The 19352-nt window shown below is 69.8% G+C and carries 18 protein-coding genes; 7 read left to right on the forward strand and 11 right to left on the reverse strand.

Annotation, left to right across the window (positions count from 1 at the left end; translation table 11 throughout):
• Positions 1–140: 140 nt before the first annotated feature.
• The 6 genes from ACIPC1_RS07955 to ACIPC1_RS07980 form a co-directional block, all read right to left on the reverse strand.
• The gene (locus tag ACIPC1_RS07955) at positions 141–1382 is read right to left on the reverse strand and encodes an HD-GYP domain-containing protein (RefSeq protein ID WP_402514318.1); all 1242 of its coding nucleotides are present in this window, start codon (positions 1380–1382) and stop codon (positions 141–143) included.
• Entirely contained in the window at positions 1379–2767 is a 1389-nt protein-coding gene (locus ACIPC1_RS07960) for an HD-GYP domain-containing protein (RefSeq protein WP_402514320.1), read from the reverse strand. Before ACIPC1_RS07960 ends, ACIPC1_RS07955 begins: the two co-directional genes overlap by 4 nt.
• A gap of 152 nt (positions 2768–2919) precedes the next feature.
• Positions 2920–3222, reverse strand: coding sequence for a mycothiol system anti-sigma-R factor (rsrA, locus tag ACIPC1_RS07965; protein ID WP_384382642.1), 303 nt, complete (start codon positions 3220–3222; stop codon positions 2920–2922).
• Complete coding sequence (sigR, locus tag ACIPC1_RS07970) at positions 3219–3911, reverse strand: RNA polymerase sigma factor SigR (RefSeq protein ID WP_384382697.1); 693 nt, start codon at positions 3909–3911, stop codon at positions 3219–3221. Before sigR ends, rsrA begins: the two co-directional genes overlap by 4 nt.
• A gap of 258 nt (positions 3912–4169) precedes the next feature.
• Entirely contained in the window at positions 4170–4808 is a 639-nt protein-coding gene (locus tag ACIPC1_RS07975; protein ID WP_402514322.1) for an alpha/beta family hydrolase, read from the reverse strand.
• A 1-nt stretch (position 4809) separates the two neighbouring features.
• The gene (locus tag ACIPC1_RS07980; RefSeq protein WP_402514324.1) at positions 4810–5625 is read right to left on the reverse strand and encodes an SOS response-associated peptidase; all 816 of its coding nucleotides are present in this window, start codon (positions 5623–5625) and stop codon (positions 4810–4812) included.
• A 50-nt stretch (positions 5626–5675) separates the two neighbouring features.
• Here ACIPC1_RS07980 and ACIPC1_RS07985 point away from each other — a divergent pair, with 50 nt between their 5' ends.
• The 4 genes from ACIPC1_RS07985 to ACIPC1_RS08000 all read left to right on the forward strand — a co-directional run bounded on the left by ACIPC1_RS07985 (position 5676) and on the right by ACIPC1_RS08000 (position 9314).
• Positions 5676–6398 (forward strand): M50 family metallopeptidase, encoded by a 723-nt coding sequence (locus ACIPC1_RS07985; RefSeq protein ID WP_402514327.1) that lies wholly within the window; start codon positions 5676–5678, stop codon positions 6396–6398.
• Positions 6399–6473: 75 nt separating this feature from the next.
• Positions 6474–7814, forward strand: a complete 1341-nt coding sequence (gene aroA / locus ACIPC1_RS07990; RefSeq protein WP_402514330.1) for a 3-phosphoshikimate 1-carboxyvinyltransferase — start codon at positions 6474–6476, stop codon at positions 7812–7814.
• Between the two features lie 16 nt (positions 7815–7830).
• Complete coding sequence (gene rsgA / locus ACIPC1_RS07995) at positions 7831–8841, forward strand: ribosome small subunit-dependent GTPase A (protein WP_384382647.1); 1011 nt, start codon at positions 7831–7833, stop codon at positions 8839–8841.
• 149 nt (positions 8842–8990) lie between these two features.
• Positions 8991–9314 carry a DMT family transporter gene (locus ACIPC1_RS08000; RefSeq protein WP_384382648.1) on the forward strand — a complete coding sequence of 108 codons (324 nt, stop codon included), beginning with the start codon at positions 8991–8993 and terminating at the stop codon, positions 9312–9314.
• Positions 9315–9342: 28 nt separating this feature from the next.
• On the opposite strand, the gene ACIPC1_RS08005 is transcribed toward ACIPC1_RS08000, so the two are convergent.
• From ACIPC1_RS08005 to ACIPC1_RS08015, 3 genes are read right to left on the reverse strand one after another with little or no spacing between them, the layout of a single operon-like run.
• Entirely contained in the window at positions 9343–11151 is a 1809-nt protein-coding gene (locus tag ACIPC1_RS08005) for a dipeptide ABC transporter ATP-binding protein (RefSeq protein ID WP_402514866.1), read from the reverse strand.
• A gap of 14 nt (positions 11152–11165) precedes the next feature.
• Positions 11166–12065 carry an ABC transporter permease gene (locus tag ACIPC1_RS08010; RefSeq protein ID WP_402514333.1) on the reverse strand — a complete coding sequence of 300 codons (900 nt, stop codon included), beginning with the start codon at positions 12063–12065 and terminating at the stop codon, positions 11166–11168.
• Entirely contained in the window at positions 12062–13048 is a 987-nt protein-coding gene (locus ACIPC1_RS08015; RefSeq protein ID WP_402514336.1) for an ABC transporter permease, read from the reverse strand. The genes ACIPC1_RS08010 and ACIPC1_RS08015 overlap by 4 nt, the downstream gene beginning before the upstream one ends.
• Before the next feature lie 170 nt (positions 13049–13218).
• Here ACIPC1_RS08015 and ACIPC1_RS08020 point away from each other — a divergent pair, with 170 nt between their 5' ends.
• Positions 13219–14904, forward strand: coding sequence for an ABC transporter family substrate-binding protein (locus ACIPC1_RS08020; RefSeq protein WP_402514337.1), 1686 nt, complete (start codon positions 13219–13221; stop codon positions 14902–14904).
• Between the two features lie 3 nt (positions 14905–14907).
• Here ACIPC1_RS08020 and ACIPC1_RS08025 read toward each other — a convergent pair whose 3' ends face one another.
• On the reverse strand, positions 14908–15513 hold the full coding sequence (locus ACIPC1_RS08025) for a TetR/AcrR family transcriptional regulator (protein WP_402514867.1): 606 nt from the start codon (positions 15511–15513) through the stop codon (positions 14908–14910).
• A gap of 507 nt (positions 15514–16020) precedes the next feature.
• On the opposite strand from ACIPC1_RS08025, the gene hisN reads away from it, so the two are divergent.
• Both hisN and ACIPC1_RS08035 read left to right on the forward strand, forming a co-directional pair.
• Positions 16021–16821 (forward strand): histidinol-phosphatase, encoded by an 801-nt coding sequence (gene hisN, locus ACIPC1_RS08030; protein ID WP_384382654.1) that lies wholly within the window; start codon positions 16021–16023, stop codon positions 16819–16821.
• A gap of 463 nt (positions 16822–17284) precedes the next feature.
• Positions 17285–17683, forward strand: a complete 399-nt coding sequence (locus tag ACIPC1_RS08035) for a cyclic nucleotide-binding/CBS domain-containing protein (protein WP_402514341.1) — start codon at positions 17285–17287, stop codon at positions 17681–17683.
• A gap of 103 nt (positions 17684–17786) precedes the next feature.
• Here the strand turns inward: ACIPC1_RS08035 and ACIPC1_RS08040 are convergent, their stop codons facing one another.
• Positions 17787–19256, reverse strand: a complete 1470-nt coding sequence (locus ACIPC1_RS08040; protein ID WP_402514343.1) for a catalase — start codon at positions 19254–19256, stop codon at positions 17787–17789.
• Positions 19257–19352 lie beyond the last annotated feature (96 nt).

Raw genomic sequence — 19352 nt, forward strand, 5'->3', positions numbered from 1 at the left:
GCGCAGCTTTGGGCTGGCCCATGCCCCCGAACACCCTCTTCCTCGCATCCAACCACGTACCGTCCGACGGCCGCTCATTACCCATGGGTTACCCAGCCTGGGGCAGGCTAAGGCCGCCCGCCCGTCTGCCGCCACCACCCTCAGCCGACGCGCTCACGCGCGGCCCCCCGATTCTGCAACAGCACCCTGGCCAGCGACTCCACCACCTCTGGCTGATAGTCGCGGGCGGTGCCCAGGCGCAGCTTCTCCAGCGCCGTGAGAGGGCCTGTGGGCCCTGCTTCCCTGGCCATCTCCTCGTATGCGTTCACGACCCGCACGATCCGGGCGGTGACCGGTTGCTCCCGGTACGGATCGGCCTGCCGTTCCACCACCACCGCCACCTCCGCGTCGACCCCCGTCTGCCGTACGACGGCGCCGCCGAGCAGCGCTATCCGCCGCTGTTCGTCCGCGGGGAGCACGGCGGTGGCCCCGGCCGGAACCGGATCGAGGAGGCTGAGCTGTCCGATGTCGTGCATCAGTGCCGCGTACTCCAACACGGTCAGGTCGGCCTCCGAAAGTCCCAGCTCGCGCCCGACGGCCCGGCTGAGCGCGGCCACCCGCCGGGCGTGCCCGGCAGGTGTGTACCCCGCGATCTCGGTGGCCCTGGCCAGCGAGGCGATGGTCTGCCGGTAGGTGACCCGCACGGCGGCATACCGCCGGAAGGACAGTTGCGTGAGCAGCAACGGCAGCGAGAACACGGGCAGCGCCCAGAGCCCGACCACCGCGACGGCCGGCGCCATCACGGCCCCCGTCGCACACACGGCGGACCCGATCCCCGGCATGGCCCGCAACTCGTCCCGCAGCAGCGGCCCGAACGGCCACCGGGTCCGCGAATGCTTCATCGCCGCCGCGAGTACGGCATCACACAGAGCGGTGAGGACCAGCAGCGCGACCAGCAACAGGGCGTACGCCGGACCGCCCCATTCCAGGAACTCCCCCTGGTTGTAGAGGGGTTGGAAGCAGACGGCCGCGAATCCGGCGGTGAGCACCCGGCGGGTGAGGTGGTCGGCGGTCGGCCCGTGCCCCCTCGCCACATGCGGGACACACCCCAGAAGAGCGGCCGCCGCGACCACCGCGACGACCTGTGGCACCCCGTGATGCGTGGCCTGCCCGGCGTTCTCCCCGAGCAGCGCGTACGACAGCGCCCCCGCGGCCCCGAGCGGCGCGGACTCCCGCTCCTCGCCGCCACTCCACCGGGTGAGCTCCCCCACGGCGATGAGGATGCCGAAGGCGAGGGCCGCAGAGCGGTCTTCGACGCCGGTCCAGAGGGTGACGGCAAGGCAGACGAGGGCGAGGAGGAGGGCGAGGGTTCGGGCGAGGATGAGGGCGAGCGGGGGACTCACGGGCCTCTCCTGCCGACGTTTGTAGGGTGCCCATCCATCCGACTGGAAACAGGTGGCGCAGCGGGCGGGTGAACACCGCCGCGAAGCGGCGTGGGGCTGTCCGCCGTAACGGCGGGATGCCACCCGTACCGAGCCAGCGCCCGCGATAGTGCCCCCACCATCCCCGGATCGAACTGCGCCCCCGCACACCGCTCGAGCTCCTCCAGCGCCGCCGGCACCGGCCGCGCCCGGCGATAGGACCGCGTGGACGTCATCGCGTCGAAGGCGTCCGCGACAGCCACCACCCGGGCGAACTCCGGAATCTGCGCCCCGATCAGCCCGTACGGGTATCCGCTCCCGTCCAGCCGCTCATGGTGATGCAGAATCGCCGACCGGGCCTCCCCCAGAAACCCGATGCCCCGCACCATCTCGTGCCCGTACTCGGGATGCAGCTCGATCACCCGCCGCTCCTCGGGGGTCAGCGGCCCGTCCTTCTGCAACAGCCGGGTGGGAACCCCCAGTTTCCCCACGTCGTGCAGGATCCCGGCGAACCGCAGTACCTCGACCCGCTCGTCGTCCATGCCGAGTTCACGCGCGATCATCATCGACGCCTGCCCGACCCGCTCACTGTGTCCGCGCGTGTACTCGTCCTTGATGTCGACGGCCTGGACGAGTGCGCGAATGGTGGCCTGGTGGGCGGCCCGTTCCCGGTGGTACTGGGCGAACACCCAGCAGGAGACGTACATCGGCAACAGCACGAGCAGCGCGGCGACGGGCCCGTACGGACTGCGCCACAGCACCGCCATCATCAGCCCCGCGAGCCCGTGCACGGCGGCGGGCGCGAGCGAGCGCGGAAAGAGGCCGCGCCAGGCGCCGCGCACCGGCACCCGCTCGGCCAGCGCGAGAATGCCGCCGTCGAGGAGGGTGAGCACCAGGCAGAAGGTCAGCACCGCGGCCCCGGCGGGCACGAGCGCGTACGGGAAGTGCGGCGCGACCACGGCGTCCCGGCCGCCCAGCGCCCAGTGCACCCGGGAGGCCGCCCAGATCGCCACGGCGAGCTGCGCGGCCCGCCAGACCCGGCGCAGCCGGCGCGGCCGCTGCTCGACCCGGGCGAACAGAGCCCCCGGCAGCACGACGAGCGCGGCGGCCGGGGGCGGCAGCAGAAAGGCCCCGGCGAGCAGCACGGGGAGAAAGGTGCCCATCCCTCTGGGGGCCTCGCGGCCGGGGGCACCCGCGGTCCTCGGTCCCCGCGGGAGGGTGATCCGCTCACACCCGGCGTACAGCGCGGAGAGCAGCGCGACGATCCACCAGGGAACCCGGACGGCCGGCAGCGGGGCGAGACAGGCCAGGGCAGCGAGAACGACACAGGCCACGTACACACGGGCCCAGGCCGGCACCGACCCCATCACCTCGTCCCCTCCCCGACTCCAGAACTCCGGAGCCTAGGGCGGCGAGAAAGGCCGGGGGACACCAACGGCCTAATCCGTGGGCTCAGAGCCCACGGATTAGCACGTACGGGTGACGAGAGGCCCTGCGGGGACGCCTCCGGGCCGGTGGCTCAGGACTCCTGGGGCGCGGCGGCCACGTCATGCTCGGGCACGGTCTGCCCGGACCGGATCAGATCGATGCGGCCCATGACCTTGGCGCGCAGATCGGTCGGCACATCGTCCTGTCCGCAGCACCGCTTGACCAGCTTCTTCACGGCCTGCTCGAGCCCGTACTTCTCCAGGCACGGCGAGCACTCCTCGAAGTGCACTTCGAACTTGGTGCAGTCCGAATCCGGCATCTCGTGGTCGAGGAACTCGTAAAGATGGTCGAGTACCTCACTGCAGTCCGTCTCGTGCGGCTCTCCGCAGCTCATGAGCCCGAGCCTTTCGCTTCGTTCGACTCTCCGACACCGGCCGGAACCAACCCGCGGTCACGCGCGTAGTCCTCGAGCATGCCGCGCAGTTGGCGACGGCCCCGGTGCAGTCGGGACATCACCGTGCCGATGGGTGTCCCCATGATGTCGGCGATCTCCTTGTACGCAAAGCCCTCTACGTCCGCGAGATAGACGGCGATCCGGAATTCCTCGGGGATCGCCTGTAGCGCCGACTTGACGTCAGAGTCGGGCAGGTGGTCGAGCGCCTGCGACTCGGCCGAACGCAGACCGGTCGACATGTGCGACTCGGCGCGCGCCAGCTGCCAGTCCTCGATCTCCTCGGCCGCACTGCGCTGGGGCTCACGCTGCTTCTTGCGGTAGGAGTTGATGAAGGTGTTGGTGAGGATGCGGTAGAGCCACGCCTTGAGGTTGGTGCCTTCGCGGAACTGGTGGAAGGACGCGTACGCCTTCGCGTACGTCTCCTGCACCAGGTCCTCGGCATCGGCCGGATTGCGCGTCATGCGCAGCGCGGCCGAGTACATCTGGTCGAGGAATTCGAGCGCGTCCCGCTCGAAGCGCGCGCTGCGCTCCGTGGATGATTCCGTCGTCGCGTCGCTCGTGCCCTGGCCCTCGGGCTGGTCCGCCTGGCCATGTTCGGTCCCTGCGTCGGTCCCAGTGACCGGACCCACCTCCTCCAGCGACGTAGCGAGACCGAGACCGGTCCCACTGGAATCGGAGGATAGACGAACATCGACACCCGCCGCCGCCCGAATAGGCGCGTTCTTACCCGCGTGCAGCACCGTCCAGTCCAGGTCAGCGCTGCTGTTGCGGCTCGGGCAGATGGTCGAACCCATGCGGCGGACTTCCTCTCGTACGAACGGTCCAGCACACGCTCCGTGCTGTCTGTATTCGGTCAACAGAGGTCCGCCGCTCAACATTCCCGGGGGTTACCCGAGTGACGAGGTCCACTTCACCACACCGTCAGTGACCATCCTCACGGCCTCCTCCTGGTCGATCGGCGCCCTTTTCGGGACGGCGAAGCCATGATCGCCGTACGGCACCTCGACGATCTCGTACGACCCCGCCGGGAACTCCTCGGGTTTCCCGAACGGATCGTTCCCGCCCTGTACGACGAGGGTGGGCACCCCGGAGCCGAGCAGCTCCTCGGCGCGCGACTTCTCGGGCCTGCCCGGCGGGTGCAAGGGGAAACTGAGCGCGAGCACGGCAGCGGCGCCCAGCTCCACCGCGGTACGACAGGCCACGCGGGCTCCGGCGCTGCGGCCGCCCGCGATCACCGGAAGCCCGGGCTCGGTCACCGCGGGCCACACTCCACGCCACCCCACGTCGAGCGTCTTCGGCGCGGGCGCCACCTTCTTGCCGGCCACCCGCCAGGGCTGCTCGACCAGCGCGACACTCACCCCGTGCGCGGGCAGCACCGCCGCCAGCGCCTGAAGATCCCGCGCCTCGATTCCCCCACCCGCCCCATGGCTGACGGCAAGAACAAGCCGCGCGTCACGTGCCTGGTGCCAGGTGACGCGGGCGGTGCCGGCGTCCGTTTCAACGACCTCAGTCACATCAGAACTCACGTCAGAAGAGTGTGCCCTCTTCCGGCCCCTCCAGCTCCTTCAACAGCTCCGGCCCGTTGTTCCGCACATTGCTCACGGCCGTGGAGACGGGATACGCCCGCATCAACCCCGCCGGAGGCGGAGCGAGCAGCGAGCGCAGGTCCTCGACGTCCGTGCGCGCGGGATCCAGCCACGCGTCCCAGCGATCCGGTGTGAGCATCAGGGGCATACGGGGATGGATGTCGGCCAGCGCGTGCGGCCCGTCGCCGGGAGCGCCCGCGAGCGGCGTGGTCTCCGCCTCGGTCGTGATGACGGAACACGTCACCCACCAGGCCAGCGGATGCTCGTCGGGAAGCGTCTTGTCCCGCCAGAACTCGTACAGCCCGGCCATAGCGAAGACCGAGCCGTCGGCCGGCGTCACGAAGTACGGCTGCTTGCGCGGCCGCTTCTTCTTCCCCTCGACCTCCAGATCGCGCTCCCCGGCGCCGGTGACCCACTCGTAGTAACCGTCGGCGGGGATGATGCAGCGCCGGGTGGCGAAGGCACGGCGGTACGAGGGTTTCTCGTGGACGGTCTCGGCGCGCGCGTTGATCATCCGTGCGCCGCCCTCGGGCGTCTTGGCCCAGGACGGAACGAGCCCCCACTTGAGTGTGCGCAGCTGGCGAACCGGTTCCGGGGTATCGGCGTCCTTAACGGGACGGTCGAGAACCGCGTAGACCTCTTTGGTCGGGGCCACGTTGAAATCGGGGGCCAGAGTCTCCTCGGGCTCCCACTGCTCGATCTCAAAGATTCCTGCGAGATCCTCGGGGCCACGACTCGCTGCATACCGTCCGCACATACGTGCCACACTGCCAGATTCCACGACCCCAGAGGGAGCCACCGCCGACAATGGACAGCACCGCAGCCACCTCGCTGTCAGGGCTCTGGGACGAGATCTTCGGGAGCCAGCCGGACCCCGATCTGTGGGTGGTGATCGCCACCCTGGTCGCGGCCCTCGCCGTGACCGTCCCGCACGGCGTCTGGCGGCTCGCCCGCAACGCCATCACCATCGCGCACGAGGGCGGCCACGGTCTGGTCGCCCTGCTCACCGGGCGCAGCCTGAGCGGTATACGGCTGCACTCCGACACCAGCGGCCTCACCGTCAGCCGCGGCAAGCCCACCGGGCTCGGCATGATCCTCACCGCCGCCTCGGGCTACACCGCTCCCCCACTGCTCGGCCTCGGCGGCGCCGCACTGCTCGGCGCCGGCCACATCACCGCCCTGCTGTGGCTGGCCACGGCCCTGCTGGTCGCGATGCTGGTGATGATCCGCAACGCGTACGGCGCGCTCACGGTGCTGCTGACCGGCGGCACCTTCGTGGTGGTGTCCTGGCTCGCCGGCCCCCAGGTCCAGGCGGCGTTCGCGTACGCGGTGGTGTGGTTCCTGCTGGTCGGAGGCGTCCGCCCGGCCTTCGAACTCCAGGCCAAGCGAAGCCGCGGCGGCGCCGGCGACTCCGACGCGGACCAGCTGTCCCGCCTCACGCACGTACCGGCGGGTCTGTGGCTCTTCCTGTTCCACGCGGTGTCCCTGTGCTCCCTGATAGGCGGGGGCCGGTGGCTCCTGGAGGTGTGACGTCCGGGAACTCGGCGGCGCGGGGCCGTTCCCCGGCCAAACCCAGCACAGCGAACCCCCACTAAAGTGGGGCGCATGACCGTTAACCCCGCCCACACCGCCCTCTGGCCCGCCCCGCACGCAAGCGGAGCCGTCGACGCGACGGTCCACGTGCCGGGGTCCAAGTCGGTCACCAACCGCGCCCTCGTCCTCGCGGCGCTCGCCTCCGAGCCCGGCTGGCTGCGCCGCCCGCTCCGCTCCCGCGACACCTTGCTGATGGCGGGCGCGCTGCGTGCGATGGGCGTGGGCATCGAGGAGACGGTGTCGTCCAGCTCCACGGTCGCCGTGGGCCCGGACGCCTCGGGCGAGGCCTGGCGGGTCATCCCCTCGGGCCTGCACGGCCCGGCCACGGTCGACGTCGGCAACGCCGGCACGGTGATGCGTTTCCTGCCCCCGGTCGCCGCGCTCGCCGACGGCCCCATCCGCTTCGACGGCGACCCGCGTTCGTACGAGCGCCCGCTGAACGGTGTGATCGACGCGCTGCGCCTGCTCGGCGCCCGGATCGACGACGACGGCCGCGGCACCCTGCCGCTGACCGTGCACGGCGGCGGCGCCCTGGACGGCGGCCCGGTGGAGATCGACGCGTCCTCGTCCTCCCAGTTCGTGAGCGCCCTCCTGCTCTCCGGCCCGCGCTTCAACCAGGGCGTGGAGGTCCGCCACACCGGCTCCTCACTGCCCTCCATGCCGCACATCCGGATGACGGTCGACATGCTGCGCGCGGTCGGCGCCCAGGTGGACACCCCGGAGTCGGGCGGCGAGCCCAACGTCTGGCGGGTCACGCCGGGCGCCCTGCTCGGCCGGGACCTCACCGTCGAGCCGGACCTGTCCAACGCGCAGCCGTTCCTGGCGGCGGCCCTGGTGACCGGCGGCAAGGTCGTCGTCCCCGACTGGCCCGCGCACACCACCCAGCCCGGCGACAGGCTGCGCGAGATCTTCACCGACATGGGCGGTTCCTGCGAACTGACCGAGGCGGGCCTGGAGTTCACCGGCTCGGGCTCGGTGCACGGCATCGACGTGGACCTGAGCGAGGTCGGCGAGCTGACCCCGGGCATCGCGGCGGTGGCGGCCCTCGCCGACTCCCCCTCGACCCTGCACGGCGTGGCTCATCTGCGCCTGCACGAGACGGACCGCCTGGCCGCGCTCACCAAGGAGATCAACGAACTCGGCGGCGATGTCACCGAGACCGCCGACGGCCTGCACATCCGCCCGCGCCGACTGCACGGCGGCATCTTCCACACCTACGACGACCACCGCATGGCGACCGCGGGCGCGATCATCGGCCTGGCGGTGGAGGGCGTACAGATCGAGAACGTGGCGACGACGGCGAAGACCCTCCCGGACTTCCCCGATCTGTGGACCGGAATGCTCGGGAACTGACGGGCGGATCACGATCATGCGCCGCTACGGCAAGAACCCCGACGAGGACGACATCCCCACCCGCCCGAACCGCAAGGGCAACCGTCCGCGTACGAACATCCGCCCCAAGCACGAGGACGCCTCGGAGGGCATGGTCCTCACCGTCGACCGAGGACGGCTCACCTGCCTCGTCGACGACCGTGTCGTGATGGCCGTGAAGGCCCGCGAACTGGGCCGCAAGGCGGCGGTGGTCGGTGACCGCGTCGCCATCATCGGTGACCTGTCCGGCGCCAAGGACACCCTCGCCCGCATCGTCCGCATCGAGCCGCGCACCTCGGTCCTGCGCCGCACGGCCGACGACGACGACCCGTTCGAGCGCGTGGTCGTCGCCAACGCCGACCAGCTCGCCATCGTCACGGCCCTCGCCGACCCCGAGCCGCGCCCGCGCCTGATCGACCGCTGCCTGGTGGCGGCGTACGACGGCGGACTGGAACCTCTCCTCGTGCTGACGAAGTCGGACCTCGCCCCGCCGGACAAACTCCTCGAGCTGTACGGCGACTTGGACATCCCCTACGTCGTCACCACCCGCGAGGAGTTCGAGGACGGCCACGCGGTGGACCGTGTCCGCGAGCAACTGAACAACAAGATCACGGCGTTCATCGGACACTCCGGCGTCGGCAAGACGACCCTGGTCAACGCGCTCGTCGCACGGGACCGGCGGCGCACCACCGGCCATGTCAACGCCGTCACCGGCCGCGGCCGGCACACCACGACCTCGGCACGCGCGATCCCGCTGCCGGAAGGCGCGGGCTGGGTCGTCGACACCCCGGGCCTGCGGTCCTTCGGCCTGCACCACGTGGATCCGTCCCGCGTCATCAAGGCCTTCCCCGACCTCGAACCGGGCACCGAGGGCTGCCCGCGCGCGTGCAGTCACGACGAGCCGGACTGCGCACTGGACCAGTGGGTGGCCGACGGTCACGCGGACCCCGCGCGGCTCTACTCGCTGCGCCGGCTGCTCGCGACGCGGGAGCGGCACGAGGGCGACTGACCCGGTTTGTTCGCCGGGTGACCTCCGCGTTGTTTGCGCCCGTACCGCGCCGGTAAATGCATAATCGCACCGAGTGCCCCGGGAAACCGCTGACCTGAACCACACACACCAGACCAAGCAGTCGACGTTCGGACGTGGGAGGACAAGCCATGGCATGGCTGCTGGTCGTTGTGGCAGGACTGCTGGAAACCGGTTTCGCAGTCTGTCTGAAGCTCTCGCACGGCTTCACCAGACTCTGGCCCACGGTCGCGTTCTGCATCTTCGCGCTCGGCAGCTTCGGCCTGCTGACCCTCTCCCTGAAGAAGCTGGACGTCGGCCCCGCGTACGCGGTGTGGACCGGCATCGGCGCGGCGGGCACGGCGATCTACGGCATGATCTTCCTCGGCGACCTGGTATCGACCCTGAAGATCGTCTCGATCGGCTTCGTGATCGCGGGGGTCATCGGGCTTCAGCTCTCGGGCTCCGCACACTGACGGCCACTCAGGTCCGGCTCACTGAAGGTCAGATGACTTCGCGTACCCGTGGGAAGTGGCAGGCCGCCCCGTCCCCGTCCAGCACGGGCACGTCGTGGGCGCATCTCTTCCGCTCCCCCTCGGCGAGCCCCGCGTACAGCGGGCAGCGGGCCCGGAACCGACAGCCCTCGTACCGCTCGGTCGGGCTCGGCGGGTCCCCGGCCAGCAGGATCCGGGTGCGCTGCCGCTCGCGCTCACGCTCCGGATCGGGCAGCGGTACGGCGGACAGCAGGGCCTGCGTGTACGGGTGCCGGGGGCGCTCGAAGACCTCCTCGACCGAGCCCGACTCGACGGTCCGGCCGAGGTAGACGACGCTCACGCGGTCCGCGATGTGCCGTACGACGGACAGGTCGTGCGAGACGAACAGATAGGCGAGCCCCAGCTCGTTCTTCAGCCGGTCGAGGAGTTCGAGGACTCCGGCCTGGACGGAGACGTCCAGCGCGGACACCGGCTCGTCGAGGACCAGCAGCTCCGGTTCGACCGACAGCGCCCGCGCGATGCCGACGCGCTGGCGCTGACCGCCGGAGAACTCGTGCGGGTAGCGCTCGGCGTGCGCCGCTTCGAGCCCGACCTGGGCGAGCAGCTCGGGGACGCGCCGGGCGATCGTCGACCGGTCGGCGCCCTGGGTGCGCAGGGGCTCGGCGATGATGTCGCCGACCGGCAGACGCGGGTCGAGGGAGGCCATCGGATCCTGGAAGACGATCTGCATCCGCCGGCGCAGCGCCTTCAGCTCGGCTTTCCCCAGTGTCCCGAGCCGCTGCCCGAACAACTCCACGGTCCCGCCCTCGGGCGCGGCCAGTTCGAGCAGCTCGAAGAGGGTCGTCGACTTGCCCGACCCCGACTCCCCGACGAGCGCGAGGGTCTCCCCGCGCCGGATGTCGAGATCGACGCCGTCGACGGCGTACACGCTCCCGACCCGCCGCTTGAAGACGCTCCCCTTGAGGAGGGGGAAGGTCCTGGTGAGCCCGCGCACCTTCAACACGGGTTCTCCCGTGCGGAGTTCGGTCGCACGGGGCCGTACGTCGTCAAGTCGGGGCACGGCCGCGATCAGCTGCCGGGTGTACGACTCCCGCGGCCGCCCGAACACCTCCACGGCCGTCCCCGCCTCGACCACCCGCCCCTCGTACATGACGGCCACCCGGTCCGCCATCCCGGCGATCACGCCGAGGTCGTGGCTGACCAGGAGCAGGGCGGCGCCGGTCTCCCGCTGGGCCGTGCGCAGCACGTCGAGGACCTGGGCCTGGATGGTGACGTCGAGGGCGGTGGTCGGCTCGTCGGCGAGGATCACGTCGGGTTCGTTCGCCATCGCCATGGCGATCATGGCGCGCTGACGCATTCCGCCGGAGAACTCGTGCGGGAAAGCTCGCGCCCGCGACGCGGGAATGCCGACGAGGTCGAGCAGTTCGGCCGCACGCTCCAGGGCGCGTTCCCGGGAGACGTCCTGATGTGCTCGTACGGCCTCCGCGATCTGGTCGCCGATCCGGTAGACCGGCGTGAACGCGGAGAGCGGGTCCTGGAAGACCATGGAGACGCGGCTGCCCCTGATCCGCGTCAACTCCCTTTCACCGGCGCCGATCAGCTCCTGTCCGTCGAGCCGTACGGACCCTCGTACAGCCGCGTTGTCGGGTAGCAGTCCAAGGACGGCGAGCGCGGTGGCGGACTTCCCCGAGCCCGACTCGCCGACCAGGCCGAGGACTTCGCCCCGGGCCAGCGAGAAGCTCACGTCACGGACGGCGGGTCTGCCGTCGAAGTCGACGTCCAGACCGGCCACTTCGAGCACCGTGGTCACCGAGGTCATAGGGGTCACCGAGGTCACCGGGAGGCCTCTTTCCTTCGGCGCGAGGTCGGATCCAGCGCGTCCCGCAGCCCGTCCCCCACCAGGTTCACCGCCAGCACGAACACGACCAGGAGCCCGGCCGCGAAGAAGAACATCCAGGGGTACGTCACGGCCGCACCGGTCCCCGAGGCGATCAGCGTGCCGAGCGAGACGTCGGGGGACTGGACGCCGAACCCGAAGTACGACAGCGCGGTCTCGCTCATCACGGCCCCGCCCACCGCGATGGTCGCGTCGATGATCAGAAAGGAGGCGACGTTCGGCAGCACATGCCGCCAGATGATCCGGAACGGGCCGACCCCCATGAACCGTGCCGCGCGCACGAATTCGCGCTCCTTCAGGGACAGCGTCATCGACCGCACCACCCGCGCGGTGATCATCCACCCGAAGACGGCGAGCAGCACGACGAGCACGAACCAGCTGCCGCTGGGCATCCGCGGCGAGACGGCCGCGATGACGAGAAAGGACGGGAAGACCAGCAGCAGATCGACGAAGAACATCAGCGCCCGGTCGGCCCACCCCCCGAAGTACCCGGCACACGCACCGACCAACGAAGCGAGCCCGGTCGAGAAGACCGCCACCAACAACCCGATGAGCAACGACTTCTGAAGCCCCCGCACGGTCTGCGCGAACACGTCCTGCCCGATCCGGTTGGTCCCCCACCAGTGCTCGGCGCTCGGCGCCGACCGCAGCGCGGTGTAGTCGATGTGGCTGTACGACCACGGGGTGACGTACGGCCCGACGAAGGCCAGCAGGAACAGCAGCACGAGGACGACGGCCCCGGCGAGCGCGCCCCGGTGGCGGACGAAGCGGCGCAGCACCACGGACCCGCGCCCCGCCGGGCCTGCCACCGCGGTGGGGGCGATGGTGGCCGTCATGACGCCTGCCGGATACGCGGGTCGAGCGCGGCGTGCAGCACATCCGCGAGGAAGCCGGACAGCAGCACGGTGACCGCCGCGAAGAGGTTGACGGCGACGACCGAGTTGACGTCGTTCTTGCCGACGGAGGCGATGAACCACTCCCCCATGCCGTGCCAGCCGAAGATCGTCTCGGTGAAGATGGCGCCGGTGAAGAGGGCGAGGAATCCGTACGAGAAATACGTCGACATCGGGATCAGGGCCGTCCGCAGTCCGTGCTTGAGCAGCACGGCCCGACGGCTGAGCCCCTTCGCCCGCGCCGTGCGCAGATAGTCGGAGCCGAGCACGTCGAGCATGGTGTTGCGCTGGTAGCGGCTGTAGCTCGCGATGGCGAAGAGGGCGACGGAAAGCGTCGGCAACAGCAGGTGCACCGCCCGGTCCCTGAGCACGGTCCCGAACCCGCCCTCAAGACCCGGACTCTTCTCCCCGGTGAACTGGATGAGATCCGTCCCGGTCGTCTGGTTGAACCAGATGGCCCCGGTCTTGAGCAGAACCGCCAGCAGGAACACGGGAGTCGAGAGCAGCGCGAAGGACGCGAGGGTCACGGCCTGATCGCTGAGGCGGTACTGGCGCACCGCCGTCCAGGCTCCGATCAGCACGCCCGCGACCGTGCCGAGCAGGGTCCCCGCGAGCAACAGCCGCAGGCTGACCCCGACGCGCCGCCCGAACTCCGCGTTGACGGAGGTGCCGTCGATCGTCTGCCCCAGGTCACCGCGGGCCGCGTGCCCCGCCCAGTTCAGGAAGCGGCTGAGCAGCGGCTCCTGGTCGTTGACACCGATCGCGGTGAGGTGGTGGTTCACCGCGTCCGGGGAGATGGGCGGCTGCCGGCCCTCGTAGTAGGCGCGGGGGTCGAGCGCATACGAGGACAGCAGATAGGAGAGGCACACGGCGGCCAGCAGCAGGACGGCGTAGTAGCCGAGGCGCTTGGCCAGGTAGGCAGGCACGGAACGCATCCTTCCGGCCCACTGTTACGTGGCCATGAAGAGACCATGACAGCAGTCCAGAACAGCTCCCACGACCGCCGTAGCCGTTCTACGTTCGGCGCGTTCACTGATGCCCGCCGGCGCTCGCCGGACCGCATAGGCAAACAGTCCACCCCACAAAGGACACCGACATGCGCAGAACCCCCACCGCGGCCCTGGCCGCCGCCACCGCGGCCGCCGCGTTGCTGGTGAGCGGCTGCGGCTCGTCCGACGACGACAAGCCCCAGGCCCAGCAGAGCGCCGCCCCGGCCGGCAGCCAGCAGATCAACGCCCACCCGCTGGCCGACATCCAGCAGGGCGGCACCGTCAAGTTCCCGATCTCCCAGTACATCGCGGACTTCAACCGCTACACCGCCAACGGCAACCAGAGCGACGCCGCCGAGATCAGCGAACTCGTCGAGCCCGACCTCTTCTCCGCCGACGCACGCGGCGAGGTCCACCCGAACACGAACTTCCTGCTCTCCGCCTCGGTGACCTCCACCAGCCCCCAGGTCGTCGTATACAAGCTCAACCCCAAGGCCAAGTGGTCCGACGGCAAGGCGCTGAGCTGGCGGGACTTCAACGCCCTGTGGAAGGCGAACAACGGCACCGACAAGGAGTACGAGGCCGCCAACACCTCCGGCTACGACCAGGTCAGCAAGGTCGAGCAGGGCGCCGACGCCCACCAGGTGCAGGTCACCTACTCCTCGCCGTACGCCGACTGGAAGCGGCTGTTCGACCCGCTGCTGCCTGCGGTGGGGATCGACACCCCGGCCAAGTTCAACAAGGGCTGGACGGAGAAGATCCCGGTCACCGGTGCCGCCTTCAAGATCTCCTCGTACGACAAGACCGCCCAGACGATCACCGCGGTCCCGGACCCCGACTGGTGGGGTACGAAGCCCAAGCTGGACTCCATCGTCTTCCGCGCCCTTGACTACACGGCCTGGACGGACGCGTACCTCAACAAGGAGATCGACTACGCCTCGGCGATCCTCCCCGAGGACTACAAGCGCCTGGTGAAAGCCGCCGACACGGACATCCGCACCGGCGCCCGCTGGGACGAGGTCCACATCACGCTCAACGGCGCGAGCGGCCCGCTCAAGGACGTCCGCGTCCGCCAGGCACTCCAGCACGCCATCGACCGCAAGTCCATCGCCACCGCCTTCGGCAAGGACCTCCCGGTCGAACTGGAGCCGTACGGCAGCCACTTCTTCATGCCCAACCAGGCCGGCTACCAGGACAACTCCGGTACGTACGGCACGTACGACCTCGACGCGGCGGGCAAGCTGCTCGACGCGGCGGGCTGGAAGCTCAAGGGCGAGAACCGGGAGAAGGACGGCAAGCAGCTCACCCTCTCCTACACCCTCAGCGCGGGCAGCACCTCCGCCCAGGAGGACCAGGCCGAGCTGGTGCAGGCGCAACTCGCGGCGGTCGGGATCAAGGTCACCATCAAGAAGGTGCCCGCCAACGACTACTTCTCGAAATACATCACCATCGGCAACTTCGAGCTCGCCAGCTTCCGCTGGGTGGACCAGGTCTTCCGCTCCGAGGCCTATCCGATCTACCGCCAGGTCGACGGAAAGAACCTGTACGAGAACTACGGCTCCGTCGGCTCCCCGGAGATCGACACCCTCCTGAAGCAGGCCGCCGAGACCACCGACCCCACCGAGCAGGCCAAGCTCTACAACGAGGCCGACACCAAGATCTGGGCCCTGGGCCATTCCATCCCGCTCTACCAGCGCCCCCAGGTCCTCGCCGTCCGCTCCGACCTCGCCAACTACGGTGCGGGCGGTCTGGCCGACGACGACTTCACGAAGGTCGGCTGGCTCAAGAAATGACCTTCAAGAGCTGAGCCGGTGCGGCGGGGTCAGCGCGGCCTTCACCAGGTCCGTGATCCCGCCGTCGCCGGGCGGCGCCGCCACACAGGACAGCGACAGACGCACCACCAGTTCGCAGGAGCGGGCGAGTTCGGCCGCATCCGCCCTCGACGCGCCGAGCGAGGCGACGGCCCGGTCGCGAACCAACGCCACGAAGTCCGCGGGCGAGGGCAGCGGCCCGTCCGCCCGCCGCTGCGCGGGCACGACGGACGAAGAGGGCACCGCAGTGAGCGTCGGCGAGGGCAGCCGCTCACTCCAGCACCCGGTCAGCAAAGCCCGTACGAGCACATTGCTCCGCGCCGCCGACGCGGTCCACTCAGCCGTAGCGACCAGCCGCTCCCGCGCATCCGCGTGAGCACTCAACACCCGCTCGACCCCCGCGAGATAGCCATCGGCCTCCCGCCGTACGAGGGCACGCGCAAGCCCCTCTTTACTCCCGAACTCGTTGTAGAGCGTCTGGCGCGACACCCCGGCGACAGCGGCCACATCAACCATCCGCACCGCAGACCACGCACGACGCGCAAGCGCCGTAAAGGCAGCGTCCAAAAGGGATTCCCGAGCAGCAGGCATCATCGCCTCCCTGGGGCGATCGGCTCCGCAGCTCAGATTTGACGCGCACAGCTTCACTGTCAAGGGTTAGCGACAACCCCAAGGCGCACGCCCCCACCGCACGCCCCCACCCGAAGGCGAAGCCGAGCCGCTCCCCCAACGGGACGGGCACGTGCCCACCGGGCACCGGTGGGCACCCGGAGCGGGCCGCACAGCGCACGCACGCCCCCACGCACCCGAACCCGCCACCCCACCGAAGGGGCCGCGCCGGAACCTCCGCCCGCAGCGGCTGGCGCGTCAACACCGTCAGCTTCCTGAACGGCCGATTCCGCGCCAGACCGAGGACGGAGGCTCCGGCGCGGCCCCGACCCACTCCCGGCGGAAACGCGAAGGCACACGCAAAGGCACACGCACCCGCGCAGCCGCGCAGCCGGCCAACCTCAGCCAGGCACGCGCCCCCGCACCGCCCCCACGAAGATCCCCCAGTCCGTATAGCCCTCCCGACGAACGGGCAGATACGGTTCGCTCATGCCCGACTATCACGATGACCTGCGTCTCGCCCACGTCCTCGCGGACGCCGCCGACGCCGCCACGATGGCCCGGTTCAAGGCGCTCGATCTGAAGGTCGAGACCAAGCCGGACATGACCCCGGTGAGCGAGGCCGACAAGGCCGCCGAGGAACTCATCCGCGGCCAGCTCCAGCGGGCAAGGCCGCGCGACGCGATCCTCGGCGAGGAGTACGGCATCGAGGGCACAGGCCCCCGCCGCTGGGTGATCGACCCGATCGACGGCACCAAGAACTACGTACGCGGCGTACCCGTCTGGGCGACCCTCATCTCCCTGATGGCGGCAGCCGAGGGCGGCTACCAGCCGGTCGTCGGCGTGGTCTCCGCCCCCGCGCTCGGCCGCCGCTGGTGGGCCGCGAAGGGCCACGGCGCGTTCACGGGCCGCAGCCTCACCTCGGCCTCCCCGCTCCGCGTCTCCCAGGTCTCGCGCATGACGGACGCCTCCTTCGCGTACTCGTCGCTCAGCGGCTGGGAGAACCAGGGCCGCCTCGACGGCTTCCTCGACCTCACGAAGGTCGTCTGGCGCACCCGCGGCTACGGCGACTTCTGGCCGTACATGATGGTCGCCGAGGGCTCGGTCGACATCTGCGCCGAACCCGAGCTGTCGCTCTGGGACATGGCGGCGACCGCGATCATCGTGACGGAGGCGGGCGGCTCCTTCACCGGCCTCGACGGCCGCCCCGGCCCGCACAGCGGCAACGCGGCGGCATCGAACGGCATCCTCCACGACGAACTACTGGGATACCTGAACCAGCGGTACTGAACCGAGGCTCCTGCGCACCCCCCGGGCGCCCCGAATTCGCCGCACGCGCCCCCTTGTTGACCCTCCTTTTACCTGCGACTCTGAGAGTCCCCCCACTTGTGAACATGTGAACCGCTTCTCATGACGGCCCGCCAGGAAACCTGACGCCACGGCCAGGGACTCGGCACCCCGCCGAAGAACTGAACGCACCCAGCGACTCGGCACCCGCCCGACGAACTGAACGCACCCAGCGACTCGGCCACTCGCCGAAGAACCGGCGCACCCGGCGACTCGGCCACTCGCCGAAGAACCGGCGCACCCAGTAAATCGGCACCCCGCCGATACACGGGACACACCGAGTGAATCGACACCCCGCCGAAGCACCGGACACACCCCGTGAATCGACACCCGCCGAAGACCTGAACGCAGCCAGCAACCGGCCCCCACCAGGACAAGCGATTCACCAAGGAGGTGGCTCCAGCCCATGCTCGTCCGCGACGCCATGAGCACGGTGGTCCTCACCATCGGCCCGGCACACACCCTCCGCCAGGCGGCCCGCCTGATGTCCGCGCGCCGCATCGGCGCGGCCGTAGTCCTCGACGAGGACTCCAGCGGACTAGGAATCCTCACCGAGCGCGACATCCTCAACTCGGTGGCCCTCGGTCAGAACCCCGACACGGAGACCGCAGCCGGTCACACCACCACCGACGTAGTCTTCGCCGCCCCCGCCTGGACCCTGGAGGAAGCCGCGACGGCCATGTCGCACGGCGGCTTCCGGCACCTGATCGTGCTCGACGGAGCAGGCCCCGTCGGCATCGTCTCGGTCCGCGACATCATCCGCTGCTGGGCCCCGACCCGCCGACGCACACCCGCACAGGTCTGAGCCCGCCCGCGCAAACGGGCCGGACCCCCTGATCCAGGAGATCCGGCCCGCCCCACAAGAAACGGTCACACCAGCCGCCGACTGTCAGACCAACCGCCGACGGCTAGCCCCGCAGCCCCAGAACCGCAACCTCCAACCGCTTCCCGAACTCCCCGTCGGCTCGCCGGAAGTTGGCGATCGCCCGCTCGGCGATGTCGTCCCGGGAGACCTTGGCGATGAACCCCGCCAGATTCTCGATCAGCCGAACCTTCTCGTCCTCGGAGAACAGCCGGTACAGATTGCCCGCCTGCACGAAGTCGTCGTCCTCGGCGTGAAGGGGAGCCTCGTGGTTGCCGGTTCCACCGGAGACCGGGGTCGACACCCACAGCGGACGGTCGGTCTGGAGGGGACCGCCGAAGGAGTTGGGCTCATAGTTCTTCGCACCCTTGTGGCGGCCGTCGTACAGGAAGCCGTCACGCGAGTGGGTGCGCGCCTCGGTGGCATGCGGCCGGTTCACCGGCAGGTGGTCGGCGTTGATGCCGACGCGGTAGCGGTGGGCGTCGCCGTACGCGAACAGCCGCCCCTGAAGCATCTTGTCGGGCGAGGGCCCGATGCCCGGCACGAAGTGGGCCGGCGAGAAGATGCTCTGCTCGACCTCGGCGAAGATGTTCTCCGGGTTGCGGTTCAGCTCGAGCCTGCCGATCTCGACGGGCGGATAGTCCGCGTGCGGCCACACCTTGGTGAGGTCGAAGGGGTTGAAGCGGTAGTGCGCCGCCTCGGCCGCCGGCATGATCTGCACCTGCACGGTCCAGGACGGGAAGTCACCGCGCTCGATGGCCTCGCGCAGATCGCGCTGGTGCGAGTCGGGGTCGACACCGGAGAGCCGGACGGCCTCTTCGGTGGTGAGGTTCTTGATGCCCTGATCGGTCTTGAAGTGGTACTTGACCCAGAAGACCTCGCCGGCCTCATTGTTCCACTGGTATGTGTGGGACCCGTAGCCGTTCATGTGGCGCAGCGTCGCCGGGATACCACGGTCGCCGAAGAGCCAGGTCACCTGATGGGTGGACTCGGGCGAGAGCCCCCAGAAGTCCCACACGTTGTCGGCTTCCTGCGATCCGGTGTACGGGTCGCGCTTCTGGGTGTGGATGAAGTCGGGGAACTTGATGGCGTCCTTGATGAAGAACACCGGGGTGTTGTTGCCGACGAGGTCGTAGTTGCCCTCTTCGGTGTAGAACTTCAGCGCGAAGCCGCGGGGGTCACGGACCGCGTCCGCGGACCCGAGGTTGCCGGCCACGGTCGAGAACCGCAGGAAGGTCTCGGTCTGCTTGCCGACCTCGGAGAGGAACTTCGCGCGGGTCCACGGTGAGACGTCACGGGTGAGCGTGAAGGTGCCGTACGCGCCGGCGCCACGCGCGTGCACGATGCGCTCCGGGATCCGCTCACGGTTGAAGTGCGCGAGCTTCTCCAGCAGCGCCTGGTCCTGGACGAGGACGGGCCCGCCGGCACCCGCGGTCTCGCTGTTCTGATTGTCGGCCACCGGCGCACCGGCCTCCGTCGTAAGCGGTCCCTGCGTCACGTGCGCCTCCTGCGTCATTCCTGCAAGTTCTGTCCTTGGCCACTGCACCACTGCCAGAACAGATCCTACATTAGACAATATCTAAATCAATGAAGGCTCCAAAGTCACACCTCT

It is taken from the genome of Streptomyces sp. NPDC087263, assembly GCF_044744645.1.
Taxonomy (GTDB): Bacteria; Actinomycetota; Actinomycetes; order Streptomycetales; family Streptomycetaceae; genus Streptomyces.

Coding starts and splice junctions, on each gene's coding strand:
- ACIPC1_RS08000 (WP_384382648.1), top strand. CDS start 8,991: ATGGCATGGCTGCTGGTCGTTGTGGCAGGACTGCTGGAAACCGGTTTC.
- ACIPC1_RS08025 (WP_402514867.1), bottom strand. CDS start 15,513: ATGCCTGCTGCTCGGGAATCCCTTTTGGACGCTGCCTTTACGGCGCTT.
- aroA (WP_402514330.1), top strand. CDS start 6,474: ATGACCGTTAACCCCGCCCACACCGCCCTCTGGCCCGCCCCGCACGCA.
- ACIPC1_RS07980 (WP_402514324.1), bottom strand. CDS start 5,625: ATGTGCGGACGGTATGCAGCGAGTCGTGGCCCCGAGGATCTCGCAGGA.
- rsrA (WP_384382642.1), bottom strand. CDS start 3,222: ATGAGCTGCGGAGAGCCGCACGAGACGGACTGCAGTGAGGTACTCGAC.
- ACIPC1_RS07985 (WP_402514327.1), top strand. CDS start 5,676: ATGGACAGCACCGCAGCCACCTCGCTGTCAGGGCTCTGGGACGAGATC.
- ACIPC1_RS08040 (WP_402514343.1), bottom strand. CDS start 19,256: ATGACGCAGGAGGCGCACGTGACGCAGGGACCGCTTACGACGGAGGCC.
- ACIPC1_RS07960 (WP_402514320.1), bottom strand. CDS start 2,767: ATGGGGTCGGTGCCGGCCTGGGCCCGTGTGTACGTGGCCTGTGTCGTT.
- rsgA (WP_384382647.1), top strand. CDS start 7,831: ATGCGCCGCTACGGCAAGAACCCCGACGAGGACGACATCCCCACCCGC.
- ACIPC1_RS08005 (WP_402514866.1), bottom strand. CDS start 11,151: ATGACCTCGGTGACCACGGTGCTCGAAGTGGCCGGTCTGGACGTCGAC.
- ACIPC1_RS08035 (WP_402514341.1), top strand. CDS start 17,285: ATGCTCGTCCGCGACGCCATGAGCACGGTGGTCCTCACCATCGGCCCG.
- hisN (WP_384382654.1), top strand. CDS start 16,021: ATGCCCGACTATCACGATGACCTGCGTCTCGCCCACGTCCTCGCGGAC.
- ACIPC1_RS08020 (WP_402514337.1), top strand. CDS start 13,219: ATGCGCAGAACCCCCACCGCGGCCCTGGCCGCCGCCACCGCGGCCGCC.
- ACIPC1_RS08010 (WP_402514333.1), bottom strand. CDS start 12,065: ATGACGGCCACCATCGCCCCCACCGCGGTGGCAGGCCCGGCGGGGCGC.